20 protein-coding genes and 1 pseudogene are annotated in these 20,097 nt (G+C 72.8%); 11 read left to right on the top strand and 10 right to left on the bottom strand.

What is annotated here, in order from left to right:
• Nucleotides 1-198 precede the first annotated feature (198 nt).
• The 9 genes from PV410_RS38675 (at nucleotide 199) to PV410_RS38635 (ending at nucleotide 9,759) form a co-directional block, all read left to right on the top strand.
• Nucleotides 199-933 (top strand): hypothetical protein, encoded by a 735-nt coding sequence (locus tag PV410_RS38675; protein WP_500331000.1) that lies wholly within the window; start codon nucleotides 199-201, stop codon nucleotides 931-933.
• Between the two features lie 96 nt (nucleotides 934-1,029).
• A complete protein-coding gene (locus PV410_RS38670) occupies nucleotides 1,030-1,794 on the top strand; it encodes a YcnI family copper-binding membrane protein (RefSeq protein ID WP_500330999.1) in 765 nt (254 codons plus the stop codon).
• A gap of 77 nt (nucleotides 1,795-1,871) precedes the next feature.
• Nucleotides 1,872-2,537: an SCO family protein gene (locus PV410_RS38665; protein ID WP_500330997.1), complete on the top strand. Its 666-nt coding sequence runs from the start codon at nucleotides 1,872-1,874 to the stop codon at nucleotides 2,535-2,537.
• Nucleotides 2,534-2,977: a copper chaperone PCu(A)C gene (locus tag PV410_RS38660; RefSeq protein ID WP_500330996.1), complete on the top strand. Its 444-nt coding sequence runs from the start codon at nucleotides 2,534-2,536 to the stop codon at nucleotides 2,975-2,977. Before PV410_RS38665 ends, PV410_RS38660 begins: the two co-directional genes overlap by 4 nt.
• A gap of 10 nt (nucleotides 2,978-2,987) precedes the next feature.
• Complete coding sequence (locus PV410_RS38655; RefSeq protein ID WP_500330994.1) at nucleotides 2,988-4,868, top strand: copper resistance CopC/CopD family protein; 1,881 nt, start codon at nucleotides 2,988-2,990, stop codon at nucleotides 4,866-4,868.
• Entirely contained in the window at nucleotides 4,865-6,100 is a 1,236-nt protein-coding gene (gene efeB / locus PV410_RS38650; protein ID WP_500330992.1) for an iron uptake transporter deferrochelatase/peroxidase subunit, read from the top strand. Before PV410_RS38655 ends, efeB begins: the two co-directional genes overlap by 4 nt.
• Nucleotides 6,101-6,154: 54 nt before the next feature.
• Complete coding sequence (pheA, locus tag PV410_RS38645) at nucleotides 6,155-7,084, top strand: prephenate dehydratase (protein WP_500330990.1); 930 nt, start codon at nucleotides 6,155-6,157, stop codon at nucleotides 7,082-7,084.
• Nucleotides 7,085-7,669: 585 nt separating this feature from the next.
• Nucleotides 7,670-8,947, top strand: coding sequence for a serine--tRNA ligase (gene serS / locus PV410_RS38640; protein WP_500330988.1), 1,278 nt, complete (start codon nucleotides 7,670-7,672; stop codon nucleotides 8,945-8,947).
• On the top strand, nucleotides 8,944-9,759 hold the full coding sequence (locus PV410_RS38635) for an HAD family hydrolase (RefSeq protein ID WP_500330986.1): 816 nt from the start codon (nucleotides 8,944-8,946) through the stop codon (nucleotides 9,757-9,759). The genes serS and PV410_RS38635 overlap by 4 nt, the downstream gene beginning before the upstream one ends.
• On the opposite strand, the gene PV410_RS38630 is transcribed toward PV410_RS38635, so the two are convergent.
• From PV410_RS38630 to PV410_RS38595, 8 genes are all read right to left on the bottom strand, one after another.
• Nucleotides 9,695-10,420 (bottom strand): rhomboid-like protein, encoded by a 726-nt coding sequence (locus PV410_RS38630; RefSeq protein ID WP_500330984.1) that lies wholly within the window; start codon nucleotides 10,418-10,420, stop codon nucleotides 9,695-9,697. The two genes, PV410_RS38635 and PV410_RS38630, sit on opposite strands and share 65 nt — an antisense overlap.
• A 41-nt stretch (nucleotides 10,421-10,461) precedes the next feature.
• Nucleotides 10,462-11,070, bottom strand: a complete 609-nt coding sequence (locus tag PV410_RS38625) for a YceI family protein (RefSeq protein WP_500330982.1) — start codon at nucleotides 11,068-11,070, stop codon at nucleotides 10,462-10,464.
• Nucleotides 11,071-11,096: 26 nt separating this feature from the next.
• Complete coding sequence (locus PV410_RS38620) at nucleotides 11,097-11,354, bottom strand: hypothetical protein (RefSeq protein ID WP_500330980.1); 258 nt, start codon at nucleotides 11,352-11,354, stop codon at nucleotides 11,097-11,099.
• 108 nt (nucleotides 11,355-11,462) lie between these two features.
• Nucleotides 11,463-12,182, bottom strand: coding sequence for an ABC transporter permease (locus PV410_RS38615; RefSeq protein WP_499512945.1), 720 nt, complete (start codon nucleotides 12,180-12,182; stop codon nucleotides 11,463-11,465).
• 23 nt (nucleotides 12,183-12,205) lie between these two features.
• A complete protein-coding gene (locus PV410_RS38610) occupies nucleotides 12,206-13,123 on the bottom strand; it encodes an ABC transporter ATP-binding protein (protein WP_500330978.1) in 918 nt (305 codons plus the stop codon).
• Nucleotides 13,120-14,025 (bottom strand): ABC transporter permease, encoded by a 906-nt coding sequence (locus tag PV410_RS38605; protein ID WP_500330977.1) that lies wholly within the window; start codon nucleotides 14,023-14,025, stop codon nucleotides 13,120-13,122. Before PV410_RS38605 ends, PV410_RS38610 begins: the two co-directional genes overlap by 4 nt.
• Nucleotides 14,012-14,926, bottom strand: coding sequence for an ABC transporter ATP-binding protein (locus PV410_RS38600; protein ID WP_500330975.1), 915 nt, complete (start codon nucleotides 14,924-14,926; stop codon nucleotides 14,012-14,014). The genes PV410_RS38605 and PV410_RS38600 overlap by 14 nt, the downstream gene beginning before the upstream one ends.
• Before the next feature lie 847 nt (nucleotides 14,927-15,773).
• Nucleotides 15,774-16,331 (bottom strand): DUF6344 domain-containing protein, encoded by a 558-nt coding sequence (locus PV410_RS38595; protein ID WP_500330973.1) that lies wholly within the window; start codon nucleotides 16,329-16,331, stop codon nucleotides 15,774-15,776.
• A gap of 368 nt (nucleotides 16,332-16,699) precedes the next feature.
• Between PV410_RS38595 and PV410_RS38590 the strand changes: the two genes are divergently transcribed.
• Entirely contained in the window at nucleotides 16,700-17,587 is an 888-nt protein-coding gene (locus PV410_RS38590; protein WP_500330971.1) for an LLM class flavin-dependent oxidoreductase, read from the top strand.
• Here the strand turns inward: PV410_RS38590 and PV410_RS38585 are convergent.
• Nucleotides 17,580-17,996, bottom strand: a complete 417-nt coding sequence (locus tag PV410_RS38585; protein WP_500330969.1) for a DUF6083 domain-containing protein — start codon at nucleotides 17,994-17,996, stop codon at nucleotides 17,580-17,582. The genes PV410_RS38590 and PV410_RS38585 overlap by 8 nt on opposite strands.
• 108 nt (nucleotides 17,997-18,104) lie before the next feature.
• Here PV410_RS38585 and PV410_RS38580 point away from each other — a divergent pair, with 108 nt between their 5' ends.
• Complete coding sequence (locus tag PV410_RS38580; protein ID WP_500330968.1) at nucleotides 18,105-18,965, top strand: HAD family hydrolase; 861 nt, start codon at nucleotides 18,105-18,107, stop codon at nucleotides 18,963-18,965.
• 12 nt (nucleotides 18,966-18,977) lie between these two features.
• Here the strand turns inward: PV410_RS38580 and PV410_RS38575 are convergent.
• A pseudogene (locus PV410_RS38575) lies at nucleotides 18,978-20,084 on the bottom strand (GAF domain-containing sensor histidine kinase); the annotation flags it as partial.
• Nucleotides 20,085-20,097: the final 13 nt, after the last annotated feature.

The following is a 20,097-nucleotide window of genomic DNA, read 5'->3' as shown; positions in this document are numbered from 1 at the left end:
CTGCGGCTCGACATACCGATACGTATTGCCCCGAAACACGGTCGGTAAGCGTGGCGTTGACGTGATGCCAGCCATACGGCGGATGCCGTCGCTCCTCAGGCGGGTGTAGGAACGGTGCCGGACGCCATAGCACAGACCGGCGTGTTCCGGGACCCGCCGTTCGCAAGGCGGACCCGCGGTGAGAGGATGACGCCCGTCATGTCTACCCCCGTGCGCGCCGGCGCCGATCTGCGACTGCTGCGGGCCGCGGTGTTCACCGCGGTCTGCGTCGTGTTGTCCGCGGGGGCGCACATGCTGGCGTCGGGGCACGGGGTGCCCGGCTGGACGCTGGCGGTGGGCTGGCTGGTCGTCTTCGCGGTCGTCGCCCCGCTCGCCGGGCGGGAGCGCTCGATGCCCGCCATCGCGACCGGGCTCACGGGCGGACAACTCGTGCTGCACGTGCTGTTCAACGTGGGCGGGGTCTGCGGTGCCGGCGGGATAGCCGAGATCGCCGGGCGGCTGCTCTGCGACGAACGGGCGGCGGCGCTCCGCTCCCACGCGCACTCCGCGGCCGGGACGGGCCACATGGTGGGCATGCCCGCGATGCCCGGCATGCCCTCCGCGGCCACCGAGAGCACGATGCTCTCCTACAGCCTCCCCATGCTGCTCGGGCACGTGGTCGCCGCGGTGACCGCCGGCTGGCTGCTGCGCCGCGGCGAGGCCGCGCTGTGGCGGCTGGTCGCCCTGTCGGCCCGCGGGCTGGCCGAACTGTCGGGCGGCGCCCTGCGCCACGCCGTCGCGCTCGTACGCCTCCTGCTGACGGGCAGCCCGGCCGCGCCGCGCGCCGTCCTCGCCCCGAGCCGCACCGGCGGCTCCACCCGCGTGCCGCGCACGGTGCTGCTGCGGCACAGCCTGGCCCGGCGCGGTCCGCCGGCGTACGCCCTCGCGGCCTGAACGCGACCCGCTCCACCGACGTACGAGGGCGGAGTCGCGCGCGCCGCACGCGTGCCATCCGTCACCTTCCCTCCGTCACCGTGGAGTCTCCGCATCATGAACACCGTCATGCGCCGCGCCACCGCCCTCGCCGCCGTCACCGGGGCGGCCGTGCTCGCCACCGCCGTCCCCGCCTTCGCGCACGTGAGCGTCCAGCCCGGCAACGCCGCCAAGGGCGGCTACAGCACGGTCGCGTTCAAGGTCCCCAACGAGGACGACAAGGCCTCGACGATCAAGGTCGAGGTCAACCTGCCGGGCGACCACCCGATCGCCTCCGTCTCCACCCAGCCGGTGCCCGGCTGGACGGTGCAGATCACCAGGACCAAGCTCAAGACCCCGCTGAAGACCGGGCACGGCGACCTCACCGAGGCCGTCACGAAGATCACCTGGAGCGGCGGGAAGATCAAGCCCGGCGAGTTCCAGCAGTTCCCCGTCTCCCTGGGCCCGCTGCCCGAGGACACCGACCAGCTGGTCTTCAAGGCGCTCCAGACGTACGACAACAAGGAGGTCGTGCGCTGGATCGAGGAGCAGCAGGAGGGCCAGGAGGAGCCGGAGCACCCGGCGCCCGTGCTGACCCTGGCCGACGCCGCGGACGACGGCCACGGCCACGACGCCGCCACCTCGGACGACAAGAAGGACGACGCCAAGGCCGAGGCCGTCTCGGCGTCCGGCGACGGCGCCAACGAGAAGACCGCCTCCGCCGACGCCGGTGACACCACGGCCCGGGTGCTGGGCATCGTCGGCATCGTCGTGGGCGTGCTCGGCGTCGCCTTCGGCGTCGTGGCCGGCCGCCGTCGCGGCACGGGCACCCCGTCCGCCTGACGCACCATCGCCGGGGCGGCCGCCGCGCACGCACCGCGGCCGCCCCGGCGCCGCAACGAATTCCTGGGGAACCCCTGATGCGTACCACCCTCAGGGCGGCGGCCTCGGCCGCCGCCGTCGCCGCACTCGCCCTGACCCTCGCCGCCTGTGGCGGCCCGGACGGCGGGACGGACACCTCCGGCGCCGAACCGGTCGTCTCCGTCGAGGGGACACCGAAGGCCGCGACCGTCCTGGACACGCCGTTCGAGAAGCCGGACATGATCCTCACGGACACGCACGGCGCGACGTACGACTTCGTCGAGCGGACCAAGGGCCGGCCGACCCTGCTCTTCTTCGGCTACACCCACTGCCCGGACGTCTGCCCGACGACGATGAGCGACATCGCCATCGCCAAGTCGAAGCTGCCCGCGGCCGAGCAGGACGAGCTCGTCGTGGTCTTCGTGACCACCGACCCCGAACGCGACACCCCGCAGCGGCTCGGCGAGTGGCTGGGCGCGCAGGACAAGTCCTTCGTCGGCCTCACCGGTGACTTCGCCACGATCCAGGCGGGCGCGCGCTCGCTCGGCGTGGACGTGGAGAAGCCGGTGAAGGAGAAGGACGGCAGCATCACCGTGACGCACGGCGCCCAGGTCATCGCGTACTCGCCGAAGGACGACAAGGCCCACGCGCTGTACATGTCGGGCACGACCTCCGAGGAGTTCGCCGCCGACCTGCCGAAGATCATCGCGGGGCGGACGCCGTGACCCTGCGGCGGATCCCCGTGGCGGCGGCCCTGGTGCTGCTCGGCGCCACGGCCTGCTCCGGGTCACCGGACGGCCCCGAACTGACGGTGAGCGGCGCCTACATCCCGCAGCCCGCGCTGGGGGACATGGCGGCCGGCTACTTCACCGTCAGCAACACCGGCGACCGGGACGCCCGGCTGACCTCCGTCACCAGCGACCTGTCCGGGGACATCACCCTGCACAGCACCGAGGACGACCGGATGCGCCGGGTGACCTCCTTCACGGTCCCGGCGGGCGGGCGGCTCACCCTCGCGCTCGGCGGCAACCACCTGATGCTGACGGACCTGGAGCACAAGCCCGCGGCCGGCGAGCAGGTCTCGCTGCAACTGCACTTCGACGACGCCGACACCATCGACGTACGGGTCCCGGTCAAGCCCGCGGGCTACCACCCGGGGGACTGAGGAGAGCGCCATGAGGGTGATGACGAAGTCCGCGCTGCGGCTGCTGGCCGTACCGCTCGCCGTGCTCGGCCTGCTGCTCGGCACCGCGGCGCCGGCGTCCGCGCACGCCGCGCTGGTCGGTTCCGACCCGGCCCAGGGCTCGGTCGTCAAGACCGCGCCGGCGCAGGTGCGGCTGTCCTTCTCCGAGGGTGTGCTGCTGTCGAGGGACTCCATCCGGGTCCTCGGCCCGGACGGCAAGCGCGCCGAGACCGGCGACGCGAACGACGGCGGCAGGGGGAGCACGACCGCGGCCGTCGCCCTGCGCCCCGGGCTCGGCGACGGCACGTACACCGTGGCGTGGAAGGTGGTCTCGGCCGACAGCCACCCGGTCGCGGGCGCCTTCACCTTCTCCATCGGCGCGCCCTCCAAGACCTCCGTCCAGCTGCCCGACCAGGAGGTGGGCGGGGGCGCCGTCGGCACCCTGTACGACATCGCCCGCTACGCCGCCTACCTCGGCTTCGCGCTGCTGGTCGGCGCCGCGTTCTTCATCGGCGTGTGCTGGCCGGACGGCGCGCGGACGCGGTCGATGCGGCGGCTGGTGGCCGCCGGCTGGGCCGCGATGGTCGCCGCGACGATACTGCTGCTGATGCTGCGCGCCCCCTACGCCAACGGGGGCGGGCTGGGCGACGCCTTCGACCTCGGCGGCGTACGGGACGTCCTGGACACCCGGCCCGGCGCGGCGCTGGTGTCCCGGCTGCTGCTGCTCGCCGCGGGCGCGGTCTTCATCGCCGTGCTCTTCGGCAGCTGGGCCAAGCGGGAGGACCCGGTCGAACGCCAGGACCTCGCCTGGGGCCTGGCCATCGGCGGCACGGTCGTGTCGGTCGGCCTGGCCGCGACGTGGGCCATGGCCGAGCACGCCTCGGTCGGCATCCAGGCCTCGGTGGCGATGCCCGTCGACATCGTGCACCTGCTGGCCATGGCCGTCTGGCTCGGCGGTCTCACCGCGCTGCTGGTCGCGCTGTGGGGCGGGCAGCGCGTGGAACGGGCGGTGGTGCAGCGCTTCTCGAAGATCGCCTTCGGGGCGGTGGTGACCCTGGTCGTCACCGGCGTGTACCAGTCCTGGCGCCAGCTCGGCTCCTGGGACGCGCTGGTGTCCACCGGCTACGGCCAGCTGCTTCTGGTCAAGATCGGCCTGGTCATCCTCCTGGTGGAGCTGGCCTGGCTGTCCCGCCGCTGGACCGCGCGGCTCGGCGACACGGCCGTCCGCGGCAAGACCGCCGTCGCCCAGCCGGTCGCCGTGGGACGGAAGGGCGGCGGGGGCGGGGGTGCCTCCGAGCGCGCCGAACAGCTGGCCCGCCAGCAGGCGGCCCTGGCCAAGGAGCGGGCCCGCAAGGACCGCGACGCCGACACCGAGCGCACGGGCCTGCGCAAGTCGGTGCTGGCGGAGGTGGCCGTCGCGGTCGTGGTGCTGGCCGTCACGACGCTGCTGACCGGCACCCAGCCGGGCAGGGCCGCCGAGGAGGGCGCCGCGCAGCAGCAGGCCTCCGCGCCGGTGTCCGAGGTGCCCGAACCGCTGGACGTGAGGATCCCGTTCGACACGGGCGGCACAAACGGCAAGGGCGAGGCGGAGGTGACCCTGGACCCGGGCGGCGTCGCCGAGAACGAGCTCCACCTGCTGGTCACCGCCCCCGACGGACGGGCCTTCGACGTCCCCGAGGTGCAGGTCTCCTTCACCCTGAAGTCCAAGAAGATCGGCCCCATCCCGGTGACGCTGGGCAAGATCGACACCGGTCACTGGAGTGCCGAGAACGTCCAGATCCCGGTCCCCGGGGAGTGGACGGTCGCCGTGACCGTCCGGACCTCGGACATCGACCAGGTCACCCGCACGAAGGTAGTGAAGATCGGCTCATGAACGACCGTCCTCAGGACCTCTCGCGGCGCCGTCTGCTCGGCACCGCCGGAGCGGCGGGCGCCGCGGGACTGCTCGTGGGCGGCACCTCGGGTGCCGTCACCGCGCACGCGACGCGGGACGAGGCCACCGCGCTGACCTCCGTCGGCGCCACGGCCGTCCCCTTCCACGGCCCCCACCAGGCCGGCATCACCACCCCGCTGCAGGCCCGCGGCCACCTGGTCGCCTTCGACCTGGCCGCGGGCGCCGGGCGCAAGGGCGCCGCGGCGCTGCTGCGCCGCTGGTCCGCGGCGGCCGAGGCGATGACCGAGGGCCGGGCCCCGTCGGGCGACAACCAGATCGCCCTGGACGCCGGGCCGTCCTCGCTCACCGTCACCTTCGGCTTCGGCCGCGGTTTCTTCGCCGGGACGGAGCTGACGGGGCGGATGCCGCAGGCGCTCGCCCCGCTGCCGGACTTCGCCTCCGACGCGCTCGACCGCGGGCGCAGCGACGGCGACCTGTGGATCCAGATCGGCTCCGACGACGCCCTGGTCGCCTTCCACGCCCTGCGCGTGCTGCAGAAGGAGGCCGCGGGCACGGCGACGCTGCGCTGGCAGATGAACGGCTTCAACCGCACCCCGGGCACGACCGCCGAGCCGCGCACCGCCCGCAACCTGATGGGCCAGGTCGACGGCTCCAACAACCCCCGGCCCTCCGACCCCGACTTCGACGCCCGCGTCTTCGTCCCCGCCTCCGGCTCCCCGCAGTGGATGGCGGGCGGCTCCTACGCGGTCGTCCGGCGCATCCGCATGCTGCTGGACACCTGGGACAACCTCCCCCGGGAGCGCCAGGAGAAGGTGATCGGGCGGCGCAAGGCGGACGGCGCCCCGCTGTCCGGCGGCACCGAGGCGAGCAGGCCCGACCTCGACAAGGTCGGCCCGGACGGCCGTACCTTCGCGATCGCCGCCGACGCGCACGTGCGCGTCGCCGCCCCGGCCTCCAACGGCGGCGCGGCGATGCTGCGGCGCGGGTACTCGTACCACGACGGCTACCGTGACGACGGCGCACCGGACGCCGGGCTGCTCTTCGTGGCCTGGCAGGCCGACCCGCTCAAGGGGTTCGTGCCGGTGCAGCGCAAACTCGACCGGGGCGACGGCCTGTCGCGCTTCCTGCGGCACGAGGCCAGCGGGCTCTTCGCGGTCCCGGGCGGCGCGGCACCGGGCGAGTACGTCGGCCAGCGGCTGCTGGAGTCCTGAGGCGGGACAGGCGGGACAGGCGGGACTTCGGCGGCAGGGCCTAGGCTGACAGACATGTCGCCGGCGAGCCGTTACACCTATCTCGGCCCTGAGGGCACCTTCACCGAGGCCGCGCTCCGGACGCTTCCGGAGGCCGCCACACGCGAGCTGGTACCGATGGTCTCGGTGCAGGCCGCGCTCGACGCGGTGCGCAGCGGGGAGGCCGCGGCCGCCCTGGTGCCCATCGAGAACTCGATGGAGGGCGGCATCACCGCGACCCTGGACGAACTGGCGGCGGGCACCCCGCTGATGATCTACCGCGAGGTGCTGCTGCACATCGCGTTCGCGCTGCTGGTGCGCCCGGGCACGGGTCTCGGGGACGTCAAGACGGTCACCGGTCACCCGGCAGCGCAGGTGCAGGTCCGCAAGTGGCTGACGGCGCACCTGCCGGACGCCGCGTGGGAGTCGGCGGCGTCGAACGCGGACGGCGCCCGGCTGGTGGCGGAGGGCCGGTACGACGCGGCGTTCGCGGGCGAGTTCGCGGCGCCGACGTACGGGCTGGAGCCGCTGGCCACGCAGATCCACGACGCGGCGAACGCCGAGACCCGTTTCGTGCTGGTCGGCCGTCCGGCCCGGCCGGTCGCGCCGACCGGCGCCGACAAGACCTCGGCGGTGTTCTGGCTGGGCGACGACCACCCCGGCGCGCTGCTGGAGCTGCTGCAGGAGTACGCGGTGCGCGGGGTGAACCTGATCCGCATCGAGTCGCGGCCGACCGGCGAGGGGATCGGCCGGTACTGCTTCTCGGTGGACTGCGAGGGGCACATCACCGAGCGCCGGGTCGGCGAGGCGCTGATGGGCCTGAAGCGGATCTGTCCGCAGGTGCGTTTCCTCGGCTCGTACCCGCGCGCGGACGAGGTGCCGCCGCAGCAGCGCAAGGGGACCACGGACGAGGAGTTCACGGCCGCGGCGGACTGGCTGGGGCGCGCCCTGGACGGGCGGGTCTGAGGCGCTCGCGCACCGCTTCCCGGGGGCCTTCGGTGAACAACCGGGGGCCCCTTCGGTTGTCCACCGCGTTATCCACAGGCCCTTGGTGCGGGCTGGGGATAAGTCGACAGAACAAGTCGCCTAAGGAACCACCAGATCGACAAATCGGCACACTCGCGCCAACTGGTCCCACAGACCCCCAGGTCATCATTCGTCATCCCAATACCTTCGAACAACTCGATAGAGGGAAGAGTTCTCACTCGAAAGTGAGTGTTAGGAGGGTTTGAACCGGGAATCCATGCCCCCGCACCCACCCGGCGGAATGATCAGGTCCATCTTCCACAGCCCATCCACACCCGCTGTGGACAAGTGAGGGGGACACCTCTCCCCCTGTGGATAACTCTCCGCTCCGGACCTGCCCCAACTGCCTTTGTCCACAGGGCACATGCCCTCGCCGGAGGGACGCGAAGAATTCGGTTGACGGTAACCGACCCGCCATTATCGGCCGTACGGCATTTCCCGCAGCCTGCTTTCGAAGCGGACATAACGCCCCATAAAGCACTTAACTTGTCGCGTCGGCACCCGGCGCACCGGTAGCCTGTTCCCGTGATTGACCTTCGCCTGCTTCGTGAGGACCCCGACCGTGTGCGCGCCTCCCAGCGCGCCCGTGGAGAGGACGTCGCGCTCGTCGACGCCCTGCTCTCCGCAGACGAGCGGCGCAGGTCGTCCAGTACCCGCTTCGACGAGCTGCGCGCGGAGCAGAAGTCGCTGGGCAAGCTGGTCGGCAAGGCCCAGGGCGAGGAGCGGGCCGAGCTGCTGAAGCGGGCCGAGCAGCTCAAGGCCGCCGTGAAGTCCGCCGACGCCGAGCAGCACGAGGCCGCCGAGGAGGCGCACCGCCTGCTGCTGCAGCTCGGCAACATCGTCCACCCGGACGCCCCCGTCGGCGGCGAGGAGGACTTCGTCGTCAAGGAGGTCATCGGCAGCCCGCGCGACTTCGCGGCCGAGGGCTTCGAGCCCAAGGACCACATCGACCTCGGCGAGCTGCTCGGCGCCATCGACGTCGACCGCGGCGCCAAGGTCTCCGGCTCGCGCTTCTACTACCTGACCGGGCCCGGCGCCCTTCTGGAGCTGGCCCTGGTCAACGCGGCCATCGCGCAGGCCACCGCGGCCGGCTTCGTCCCGGTGCTGACCCCGACGCTGGTCAAGCCGGAGGCCATGGCGGGCACCGGCTACCTCGGCCAGGTCGAGGACGACGTGTACTACCTGGAGAAGGACGGCCTGTACCTGGTCGGCACCTCCGAGGTCCCGCTCGCCGCGTACCACATGGACGAGATCATCGAGGCGTCGAAGCTGCCGCTGCGCTACGCGGGCTTCTCGCCCTGCTACCGGCGCGAGGCGGGCTCGTACGGCAAGGACACCCGCGGCATCATCCGCGTCCACCAGTTCGACAAGGTGGAGATGTTCGTCTTCACCCGCCCCGAGGACGCCGAGGCCGAGCACGCCCGGCTGCTGGAGTGGGAGAAGCAGTGGCTGACCTCGCTCGAGCTGCCCTTCCGGGTGATCGAGCTGGCCTCCGGCGACCTCGGCTCCTCGGCGGCGCGCAAGTTCGACTGCGAGGCGTGGATCCCCACCCAGGGCAAGTACCGCGAGCTGACCTCGACCTCGAACACCACCGAGTTCCAGGCCCGCCGGCTCTCCGTGCGGCTGCGGGACGAGAACGGCACCCGCCCGCTGGCCACGCTCAACGGCACCCTGTGCGCCATCCCGCGCACCATCGTCGCCATCCTGGAGAACCACCAGCAGGCCGACGGCTCGGTCCGCGTCCCCGAGGTGCTGCGCCCGTACCTGGGCGGCCGTGAGGTGCTGGAGCCGGTAGCCAAGTGACCGCCCCGCTCCCCTACCGTCTGATCGCGACGGACCTCGACGGCACGCTGCTCGGCCCCGACCACACCGTCTCCGGACGTTCGCGCGAGGCGCTCGCCGCGGCCACCGCGGCGGGTGCCGATCACATCGTCGTCACCGGCCGCCCGGTGGCCCGTACGGTCCACGTCCTGGAGGACCTGGGCTACCAGGGCCTGGCCGTCTGCATGCAGGGCGCGCAGGTCTACCACGCGGGCGAGCGACGGCTGCTGACCTCGGTCACGCTGGACCGGCAGACCGCCCGGACGGCGCTGGCCAAGATCGAGGCGGAGACCGGCCCGCTGGCCGTGGCGGCGGCGCTCGACGGCATCGACGGCGACATCGTGCTCGGCCCCGGCTACCGGCTGTTCGACTCGGAGCTGCCGGTGGGCGGCGAGGTGGACGACGTGGAGGGGCTGTGGGCGTCGCCCGTCAGCAAGCTCTACGTCCAGCATCCGCGACTGGGCGACGACGAGCTCGCGCACGCGGCGACCACGGCCGCCGGCGGCCTGGTCAGCGCCGTGATGTCCGGTACGGGCATCGTGGAGCTGCTGCCGCTGGGGCTGTCCAAGGCCCGGGGGCTGTCGCTGGCCGCCCGTCGGCTGGGTGTGACGGCCGCCGAGACCGTCGCCTTCGGTGACATGCCCAACGACCTGCCGATGTTCGAGTGGGCGGCCCACGGCGTCGCGATGGGCAACGCCCACCCGCTGCTGAAGGCGGCCGCCGACGAGGTCACGGCCTCCAACGGCGAGGACGGGATCGCCCTGGTCCTGGAGCGGCTCTTCCCCGGGGCGTGAGCCCGCGGCACGCGAGGCCGATCAGCAGGGCGATGACGTGCCCGAGGTCGGTGTAGGTGCGGCCCGGTGTGACCAGGGGGTACGCGAAGAAGCCCGCGGCGGCGAGCAGGTAGGGCAGCCGCCAGGGCGGTCGTACCCGGTGGGTGAGCACGCCGATGGCCCCGGCCAGCCCGTAGCTGACGCCGATGTCGACGGTGTGGGCGAGCGAGGCCGGCAGCCGGTCCGCGTGGATGCCGAGCAGCACGGCCTGCTGGCTGAGGACGCTCGCCCCGACGTGGGCCAGGGCCACGACGCCGAGCCAGCGCCGGGTGCCCAGCCAGCGCTCGGCGGGGGCGTGGACGGCCTCGAAGCAGAGCGCGTACAGCCCGAAGGCCGCCGGGGACTCGGTCCACAGCGCGCTGCCGACCAGCGCCCGCACCGGCTGGGAGCCGAGCTCCGCCAGGTTGGTGCTGTTGTGGTGCAGCAGGAAGGACCTCAGGTCCGGCGGGGCGGCCGCCATGATGCCGCTGGTCACGGCGAGGGCCAACAGCCAGATGTGCGTCCCGGGGGCGGAGCGCACCCAGGCCCGCACCTCGGGGACGACGACCCGGGCCGCCGCGCCGCTCAGTGCGGTGCGGCGGCGCCCGGTGCCGGCGGTGCCGGCCGTCTCGTCCGTTGCCATCCCCTCCATCGTGCGGCAGGGGGACGGCTGCTTCAGCGGGTTCAGGCCGCCTTGATCGCGGAGATGTCGAAGGTCAGCTTGACCTTGTCGCTGATCAGGACGCCGCCGCCCTCGAGGGCCGCGTTGTAGGTGAGGCCCCAGTCGCCGCGGTTGACGGTCGTCGAGCCCTCGAAACCGACACGGAGGTTGCCGTAGGGGTCGGTGGCGGAGCCGTTGTAGGTGAAGTCGATGGAGACCGGCTTGGTGGTGTCCTTGATCGTGAGGTCACCATGCATGCGGTAGGTCTCGTCGTCGACCTGCTCGGCGGAGGTGCTGCGGAAGCTGATCTCCGGGTAGGTGGCGGCGTCGAAGAAGTCGCCGGTGCGCAGGTGCTCGTCGCGCTGGGCCTGGTTGGTGTCGATGCTGACGACCTTGATGGTGACCTCGGCGGAGGAGTTGGCCGGCTTGCTGCCGTCCAGCTGCAGCTTGCCCTCGTACTCCGCGAACTGGCCGCGCACGGTGGTGACCATCGCGTGGCGCACGGCGAAGCCGACCTCGCTGTGGGTCGGGTCGATCGTGTACTCGCCGGTCAGGTGCGCCAGGTCGGCGGACGGCGCGGTGGTGACGGCAGCGGTCTCGGTGGCATCGCTCTTGCGATTGAACAGGCCCATGACTAACTCCTTGGGGACGCGTTGGTTTACGATTCAACCTCCTTCACGTTAGCGACATTCCCTTGAATTCTCAAGGAGTCCTGTGATCCAGCCCACTTCCGGGGGACGAGGACGAAGCGCCGGCGGCCCCGGGCACGGGACCACGGGCGGCGGAGCCCGGCGGCGGCACGCGCGGCGAGCGCGTCGACGAGGTGGGCCAGCTCCGGGCTGAACAGCGCGATGAGCAGGCCGAGGGCGGCCAGGAACACACCCACGGCGAAGAGCAGCGGAGTCTCGGACGTCACGCCGCACATCTGACAATCCGATGTGCGGACGTCGGGGGAGCAGGGCCGCCCGGGCGGAAGAAGACCACCCGGGCGGCTTACGGTGGGACGGGCCCTAGGCCGGAACGATCACTCCTCGCCGGCCAGCGTCAGCGACCGCATCCGCTGCCCCGCGAAGGCCGTCGCGGCGAGGGTGACGCCGACCAGCAGCACCACCGCGAGCGGCAGCCCCACGTCGGAGGTCACCGTGCCCTCGCCGGCGATCTTCTGGGCCAGCGCCAGGGCCCACTGCTGCACGCTCAGCGTGCGCGCCCCCGGCACCAGGCTGCCGATCAGCGACTCCCAGATCAGCGCGTAGACCAGGCCGAAGACCACGGCTTGCCGGGTCACCACGCCCAGCAGCAGGAAGATCGCCGCGTACGTGACGGAGGCGACCGCCGCCGCCGCGGTGAACGCGACCGCGATGCCCTGGCTGTTGCCGTTGAGGATGAACCCGGCGATCAGCGTCGGCACCGCCGAGAAGACCACCGACACCGCGATGGCGACCAGCAGCTTGGTGACGATGATCGTCGGCCGCCGTACCGGCTTGGCCAGCAGGTAGATGATCGAGCCGTCGTCGATCTCCGGCCCGATGGCGCCGGTGCCGGCGATCACGCCGACCAGCGGCACCATCGTCGCCAGCGCGAAACCGCCCAGCACCGAACTCGCGATGGAGTCGTCGGCGCCGACCAGCGCCCGTACCGCCACGGAGATCAGGATCAGCAGCGCCGGCAGGGCGAACAGGACCAGGGCCCGGCGGCGGCCCAGCAGCCCCCGGTAGGTCAGCCTGGCCACGGTGGGATTGAACATCGGAGCTCCTTACAGCCGTGTGCCTACGCCGTGACCAGGTAGGAGAAGACGCTCTCCAGGGACTCGTCGGACGGCGAGACCGTGTAGAGCCGAATGCCCCGCTCCCGCGCGACGCGCGGGAGCAGCTCGGTGAAGCCGGCGAAGTCGATCGCCTGGATGCGCAGCGCCCGCTCCTTCCAGTCCAGCTCGATGGCGGCCGTGGACCCGTCCGCGATCAGCGCGGCGGCGAGCGCCCGGTCGTCGCTGGAGCGCACCAGGTAGCGGTGCGGCCGGTCCGTCATGAGCCGGCGGATCTTGCGGAAGTCGCCCGAGGCGGCGTGCCGGCCGGCGACGACCACCTCGATGTGGCTCGCCAGCTGCTCGACCTCCTCCAGGATGTGCGAGGAGAACAGCACCGTGCGGCCCTCGGCGCCCATCCGCCGCAGCAGGTCCATCAGGTGCAGCCGCTGCCGGGGGTCCATGCCGTTGAAGGGCTCGTCCAGCAGCAGCACCGACGGGTCGTGCACGAGCGCGGAGGCCATCTTGGCGCGCTGCCGCATGCCCTTGCTGTACGTGGAGACCGCGCGGTCCTGGGCGAACTCCATCTCGACCGTGGCCAGGGCGCGCTGCGCCGCCGTCCCCGGGTCCGCCAGCCCGTGCAGTTCGGCGTTGGCGACCACGAACTCCCGGGCCGTCAGGAAGTCGTACATCCCCTCCCGTTCGGGGACGATGCCGATGTGCCGGTACACCTGCTCGTTGCGCCAGACCGTGGCGCCGTCGAGGGTGACGGTGCCGGCCGAGGGGGCCAGGAAGCCGCCCATCATGTTGATCAGGGTCGACTTGCCCGCGCCGTTGGGGCCGAGCAGCCCGGTGACGCCGGGGCCGATCGTCATCGTCACGTCGTTGACGGCGACGACGTTGCCGAACCAGCGGGACACGTGGTCGATGGACAGGGTGGTCACGACAGTACGGCCTTTCGGTAGCGGCGCATCAGCAGGCCGAAGGAGCCGGCGATCACGGCGAGGAGGACGAGGAGGTAGACCGTGCCGACGACCGCGTCCTTCGGGCCCGCGCCCTCGGGGAAGCTGGAGGTCGCCCCCAGCCACCAGGTCTGCGCGCCGTCGATCAGCGTGATCGGCGAGAACAGGCCGAGCCAGCCGATCACGTCGGCGTTGCCGTTGATCGAGGCGACGCCCTGGACGCTGGTCACCGCGCCGTACGAGAGCGTGAACACCGCGATGACCGCGGCGACGCCGAAGCCCCGGCGCGGCGTCAGCGCCGCGATGACCAGGCCGATGCCCGCGAACAGCAGCGACAGCAGCAGTGCGGCGAGCATCGCCTTGGCGAAGCCCGCGCTCTGGTCGCTCACGTCGAACTTGGCCAGCAGCGCCCCGATGTACATGATCAGCAGCGGCGTCGCGGTGAGGATGAACAGCGCCGTGGTCAGCGCGGCGAACTTCGACGCGACGTAGTCGACCGCCTCGATCGGACGCGAGAAGTACAGCGGGGTCGTCTTGAACCGCAGGTCGAGCGAGACGGCCTGCGGGGCCTGCGCCGCCAGGTAGAGGCCGATGACCGCCTGCATGATGATCGCGTACTGGGTGTACTCGATCGGCAGCTTGGTCGCCTTCGTGCCGATCGCCACCGCGACCATGATCCCGGCTGGAACGCACATCACGGCCAGCAGGATCATCGGCAGCACCTTGGACTTCGCCGAGCGGCCGAGCCCGTACGCGCTGCGCAGGCTCTGGACGTACAGCGACGCGCGCGCATAGCCGCGGCCGAGGCGCGGGCCGTCGTAGTGCCGGTAGCCGATGTCGTGGATGACGTCGGCGGCGGGCGTCCTGCCCTCAAGCTGCGTCATGCTCGTCCCCTCCCCGGAAGATCTCGGCGATGCGGTGCCGGTGCTGCTCCATGCGCACCAGGCCCGTGCCGAGCTCCGCGACCGCGTCGCGGACCGCGTCGTACGTCTCGTCCCCGTCGATGTCGACCATGACCAGCCGGCCGTCCGCGTGCGCGTTGAGCCCGGCGGCGGTCAGCTTCGCCACCAGCTCGTCCTCGTGCTCGGTGACCTCGACGGTGAGCGAGGCGGTCGCCTGGGTGAAGTCGCTGGTCGAGGAGGAGCGCAGCAGGGAGCCGCCGTCGATGACGACGATGTGGTCGCTGGTGCGCTCCAGTTCACCGAGCAGGTGGGAGGTGACCAGCACGGAGATGCCGAACTCGGTGTGGACGCGCCGGATCAGTTCGAGCATGTCGTCGCGGCCGACGGGGTCCAGCCCGTTCGTCGGCTCGTCGAGCAGCACCAGCCGGGGGTCGTGGACCAGCGCCTGGGCCAGCTTCACCCGCTGCTTCATGCCCGTGGAGTACCCGCCCATGGGGCGGTACCGCTCCTCGTACAGGCCGACGTGGCGGAGCGTGTCCGCGGTGCGCTCACGCGCGGCGGCCGGCGGCAGCCCCGAAATACGGGCCATGTGGACGACGAACTCCGTCGCCGACACGTCCGGGGGCAGGCAGTCGTGCTCCGGCATGTAGCCCACATGGGCGCGGATCGCCGCGCCCTCTGTCGCCACGTCCATGCCCAGGACGGCGGCCCGGCCTTCCGTGGCCGGCGCCAACCCCAGGAGGATTTTGATCAGGGTCGACTTGCCGGCTCCGTTGGCACCGACCAACCCGGTCACGCCGGGTGCGATGTCGACGGTGAGCCGGTCCAGAGCGGTCACCCTCGGGTACCGCTTCGTCAGGCTTTCGGTAGCGATCACAGTCACGCCACGAACCTAGTGGCGCGGGCCACACCCCGTCGTCAGTCTGGGGGGCGGTTGTGCGTAGTCCTTGGGGTTGACTCCCCCGTAGGGGAGGCGCTGCGGTACGTCCGTCTTGCCGGGGTTCCTCCTGCGGGTCGCGCGGTTCAGCCGTGGCGGGGCGTCGTCCGGGAGCACGGTCGGCTCCACCGGTCGACGGGCCGGACCCCGCGGTGGTGCCGCGTGGCGCTGCGTCGAATCGTGGGGTGCGGGCGCGTGGGAGTGCGCGGGTCGCGCTCGCGTGAGGGGTGCGGGGGTGTGCGGGGGGTGGGAGTGCGGAGCGTGCGTGTGCGGGGCGTGCGTGGGCGGTACGTGCCTGCTCCGCCGTACGCGCGGATGCGGCGGTACGGGCCGCCGTCGTGCGCGGGCGGGTCGGCGACTGGACGGTCCGTGGCTCCGTCGCGGACCGGGGTGTCCCGCCGCGTGTGGGGCCGGGTCGAGCCGGCGGTGACCGTCACAGCCCCGGGGGTGCGGGTCGTTTCCGGCATCGTCGTCCTCGTCATCGTGCTCGGGGTGGTGCTCGTAGTTGTGCTCGGGGTGGTGCTCGGGGTGGTGCTCGCGGTCCTGCTCGGGGTGGTGCCCGGCGTGGTGCTCACTGCCGTGCTCCGGCGCGGGCCCGTGTGTGCGCCCGTCGTCCGGGGAGTCCGGACGGTTCCGCTGGAGCGGGCGCCGTGTCCGGCGCCGTGGTGGTGCTGGTGCGCTTGCCCTCGGGCGGTCCGCTCGACGCGGTCCTCCGCAGTGGGTACGGCCTGACGTGACGTCAACGGGAGCCGTGCGGCACGCCGTACCGGCTGGTCACGCGCGTCCGCGGCGGTCATGCGCAGAGCGCCCACTCGCGGCGGCGGGGGGTGCGGGCCGGGGCCGCGGTCGCGTCGGTCAGCGCGGGGTCGAGGCCGGCGTCGCCGATCGGACGGGTGCGCACGCGGGCCACGGGCGAGGCGCCGTGGGCCTCGGCCCGGATGCGCTGCTTCATCGTCGGCGGCAAGGAGCGTGCGTCGGCCGCGGCGGTGAGGCAGGGCGCCGGGACGAAGGGGACGGACGGCTCGGGCACGACGGGTTCGCTGCGGTACGACGTGCGGCACGACGGGACGTCCGGTGTGCGTCCGCCCGGTTCGACGCGCGGCCCCGGACCGGACGCGGCGGCGCCCACCGCCACCGGTTGTGGTGCCGGCTCCGTACGCGGCGCCGGTGCCCAGTGGCGGACCGCCTCGGCGGTCGGCAGGAACCGGGTCCCGGGGACGGTCTCGGGTCGCGGCGCGGCAGGAGCCGTGCTACGCGACGCCGGGACGGCGAACCCGAAGTACGCGACCATCTTGAGCAGGAGCGTCACGAAGACGTCCCAGAACGTCCTGACATGGGTGTTGGCAGCCATGACCTCTCACTTCCTTCGGTGAGTCGGGAGCGACTAATCCGATGATGCGGAAGTGAGCACGAAATCCTCGGTGCCGCACCCCGAGGGCGCCGATATTCCGATCAACACCACCCGGGTGGCCCAGCCGTGCCCCGGCCGGCCGCTCCGGCGAGGAACTTCCCGCGCAGTGCACCCCGAGTTGCGGGTCCTGACGTCCGGGGGTAGGGCGGCGTCCCGTTGCGCGTGGCGTGCGTCGCCCCGTCCACAGGATGCGCAGGCGGGGGCCGCGCGGGGCCCGGTTGGCCGCGATTTCCACCGGACGGCGGCCGGAGCCCCGATCGTCCGACCGCTCCGGGCCGGGCGGCGCCAGGGCCCGTAGGGTGGAGGACATGCGCCTGAGCACTGTGATCCTGCCGATCCACCGCTGGAACGAGGGCCGGAAGGTCTGGCGTCGGGCCGAGGAACTCGGCTTCCACGCCGCCTACACCTACGACCACCTGTCGTGGCGGAGCTTCCGGGACGGCCCGTGGTTCGGGGCGGTGCCGACGCTGACGGCGGCGGCCGTGGCGACGGAGCGGATCCGGCTGGGCACGCTCGTGACCTCGCCGAACTTCCGGCACCCGGTCACGCTCGCCAAGGAGTTGATCTCCCTCGACGACGTGAGTGACGGGCGGCTGACGCTCGGCATCGGTGCCGGCGGGGTGGGCTACGACGCGACCGCGCTGGGGCAGGTGCCGTGGACGCCGCGGGAACGGGCCGACCGCTTCGGCGAGTTCGTCACCGTACTGGACCGGCTGCTGACGGAGCCGGTGGTGAGTCACGAAGGCGAGTTCTACTCGGCGGACGAGGTGCGGAACATCCCCGGCTGCGTGCAGCGGCCGCGGGTGCCCTTCGCGGTGGCCGCGACGGGCCCGCGCGGGCTGCGGCTGGCGGCGCGCTACGGCCAGGCCTGGGTGACCTACGGCGACCCGAAGGGCCCGGCGGAGGTGCCGGTGGACAAGTGCCCCGAGGTCGTCTCGCACCAGTACGACCAGCTGGAGATCGCCTGCGCCGAGATCGAGCGGGATCCGGGCGAGCTCGACCGCATCCTGCTGACCGGGTCGACGGCCGAGCGCCCGCTGGAGTCGCTCGACGCCTTCGTCGACTTCGCCGGCCGTTACGCGGAGGTCGGCATCACCGAGATCGTGCTCCACTGGCCGGTGCCGGACTCCGTCTACGCGGCGGACGAGAAGGTCTTCGAGCGCATCGCGACCGAGGCGCCGGCCCAGCTCAGTTGAGCCGGCGGCGGGCGTTGCGCCGCCACTGGCCGAGCAGCACGGGTGACGCCGTGGGCGGCGGACCCGCGGGACAGACGTCGAAATGACTGATCCGGCAGGTGGCGGAGGGGTCGGCGGCACGCAGGTTGACCGCCGTGCCGTCACCCGCGACGCGCCAGCGGCGACCGGCCGGGACGGTGGCCGACGGCCACTCGCCGGGCTCGACCAGGATCCAGTGGCCGCCGGCGGTGCGGTGGCGGTAGGCGGCGCACGCGCACCGGCCGCAGGTCGTGGCGGTGCCGGCCGCCGGATCGGCGACGGGTATCGCGGTGCGCGCGGCCAGGCGGATGCCGTCCACGACGGTCGGCAAAGCGTCGGCCAGGAGCACCGGTTCCCGGTCGGGCTGCTCTTCACAACGCACAAGGGCCATGGCGAGATGGTGACACCCGGCACTGACAACGGCGACGGAGAGTGTGGCGGTGATCGCACTCAGCGCCCGCCTGCTGTCATATGCAACCGCATGGGGGACCATGGGTCGGTGACCTCAGCCACCCAGCATCCCAGGACCCCGGACGCCACCCTCGCGGCTCCCGCGCCGCGGCTGATCGCCACCGACCTGGACGGCACGCTCCTGCGCGACGACAAGACCGTTTCGGCCCGGACGATCGCCGCCCTGGCGGACGCGGAGGCCGCGGGCATCGAGGTCTTCTTCGTCACCGGCCGGCCCGCGCGGTGGATGGACGTGGTCGCCGCGCACACCGCCGGCCACGGCATGGCGATCTGCGCCAACGGCGCCGCCGTCTACGACCTGCACCGCGACAAGAGGTTGCTGGCGGCCTACCCCCTCGACCCGCGGGACGCGCTCGCGGTCATCGCCTCCCTGCGCACCGCCGTCCCCGGCACGACCTTCGCCGTCGAGCTCACCGGCGGCTTCGCGTACGAGCCGGAGTACCCGCCGTACGCCCCCGCGCCCGACGCGGTCGTCGCCCCGGTGGAGGAGCTGCTGGACGGCGGGCGGCACGGCCAGCCCGTGCTGAAGCTGCTCGCCAAGCACCCGTCCATCGACCCGGACGCCTTCCTGCGCACCGCACGCGCGGTGGCCGGGGAGCACGCCGAGATCACCCGGTCCAGCGCGTCGGCGCTGCTGGAGATCAGCGGTGCCGGGGTCAGCAAGGCGACGACGCTCGCACGCTGCTGCGCGGACCTCGGCATCTCCGCCGAGGAGGTCGTGGCCTTCGGGGACATGCCCAACGACCTCGCCATGCTGTCGTGGGCGGGCACCTCGTACGCCGTCGCCAACGCCCACCCCGAGGTGCTGGCCGCCACGACGCACCGCACCGTGGCGAACGAGGAGGACGGCGTCGCCCTGGTCATCGAGCGGATCCTCGCCGCCCGCTGACCCCCTCCGGTCTCACAGGGGCGCCTCCCAGGCGAGCGTGGTGCCCTTGCCGTCCGGCCCCGGCCCGAAGATCGACTCGCCGCCCAGCGACTCCGCGCGGCGGGCGAGGTTGCGCAGCCCGCTGCGCCGCCCGGTCTCCGGGATGCCGACGCCGTCGTCGGAGACGATGAGCCGCACCCCCTCGCGGCCGTCGGCGAGCACGGCGGTGGCGTCGAGCACCACCTCGACCCAGGTGGCGCCCGCGTGCCGCTGGACGTTGGACAGCGCCTCGCGCAGCGCCGCCACGAGGTTGCGGGCGCTGAGCGCGCCGACCCGGTGGTCGACGGGTCCGACGAAGCGGACGGAGGGCGGGAAGCCCAGGCCCCGCGCGGCGGAGCCCGTCTCCCGCAGCACCTGGGCGCGCAGTCCCGCCGGTGCGTCGTCGCCCGGCTCCTGCTGCAGCGCGAAGATCGCCGTCCGCACCTCCTGGATGGTGGCGTCCAGTTCCTCGACCGCGTGCGCGATGCCCGCCTCCGCTTCGGGCGGCAGCGCCTTGCGCCGGGCCCCCTGCAGCATCAGGCCCGTCGCGAAGAGCCGCTGGATGACCAGGTCGTGCAGGTCGCGGGCGATCCGGTCGCGCTCCTCGTAGACGGCCAGCCGGTTGCGGTCGCGCTGGGCGTCGGCGAGCAGCAGGGCCAGCGCCGCCTGCGCCGCGAACTGGACGGCGACGAAGCGCTCGTCCTCGGTGAAGCCCGGCACGCCGTGGGCCCTCGGCAGCGCGAGCGCGCCCATCACATGACCGCTGCTCTGCAGCGGCAGGATCATGCAGGCCCCGAAGCGCGGGGCGATCGCCATGGTCATCCGGTCGTCGGTCGAGGCGTCCTCCACGAACACCGGCTCGCCCGCCATCAGCGGCGCCACAGGCGGGCTGTCCGCCTCGAGCACCGTGCCGACCAGGCCCGCGGGCTGCTGGGCCGAGACCGCGACCACCTCCAGACCACCCTCGACCGTCGGCAGCAGAACCAGGCCCGCGTCAGCCGCCACGAGCGCGCGGGCCTGCTCGGCGACGACGTCGAGCGCGTTCTCGCCCGGTTGTTCGTCCGCCAGCAGCGCGGCCGTGACCGAGCCGACGGCGTCCAGCAGCTTGGCCAGT

The sequence above is a fragment of the Streptomyces sp. PA03-5A genome (genome assembly GCF_033792725.1).
GTDB lineage: Bacteria > Actinomycetota > Actinomycetes > Streptomycetales > Streptomycetaceae > Actinacidiphila.
This window is presented reverse-complemented; position numbering and strand designations above follow the sequence as displayed.

Bases quoted from the DNA above. Each gene is read 5' to 3' on its own strand.
- PV410_RS38605 (WP_500330977.1), bottom strand. From the start codon at position 14,025: ATGACGCAGCTTGAGGGCAGGACGCCCGCCGCCGACGTCATCCACGAC.
- PV410_RS38675 (WP_500331000.1), top strand. From the start codon at position 199: ATGTCTACCCCCGTGCGCGCCGGCGCCGATCTGCGACTGCTGCGGGCC.
- PV410_RS38665 (WP_500330997.1), top strand. From the start codon at position 1,872: ATGCGTACCACCCTCAGGGCGGCGGCCTCGGCCGCCGCCGTCGCCGCA.
- PV410_RS38590 (WP_500330971.1), top strand. From the start codon at position 16,700: ATGCGCCTGAGCACTGTGATCCTGCCGATCCACCGCTGGAACGAGGGC.
- pheA (WP_500330990.1), top strand. From the start codon at position 6,155: ATGTCGCCGGCGAGCCGTTACACCTATCTCGGCCCTGAGGGCACCTTC.
- PV410_RS38595 (WP_500330973.1), bottom strand. From the start codon at position 16,331: ATGGCTGCCAACACCCATGTCAGGACGTTCTGGGACGTCTTCGTGACG.
- PV410_RS38655 (WP_500330994.1), top strand. From the start codon at position 2,988: ATGAGGGTGATGACGAAGTCCGCGCTGCGGCTGCTGGCCGTACCGCTC.
- PV410_RS38585 (WP_500330969.1), bottom strand. From the start codon at position 17,996: ATGGCCCTTGTGCGTTGTGAAGAGCAGCCCGACCGGGAACCGGTGCTC.
- PV410_RS38630 (WP_500330984.1), bottom strand. From the start codon at position 10,420: ATGGCAACGGACGAGACGGCCGGCACCGCCGGCACCGGGCGCCGCCGC.
- PV410_RS38670 (WP_500330999.1), top strand. From the start codon at position 1,030: ATGAACACCGTCATGCGCCGCGCCACCGCCCTCGCCGCCGTCACCGGG.
- efeB (WP_500330992.1), top strand. From the start codon at position 4,865: ATGAACGACCGTCCTCAGGACCTCTCGCGGCGCCGTCTGCTCGGCACC.
- PV410_RS38625 (WP_500330982.1), bottom strand. From the start codon at position 11,070: ATGGGCCTGTTCAATCGCAAGAGCGATGCCACCGAGACCGCTGCCGTC.
- PV410_RS38615 (WP_499512945.1), bottom strand. From the start codon at position 12,182: ATGTTCAATCCCACCGTGGCCAGGCTGACCTACCGGGGGCTGCTGGGC.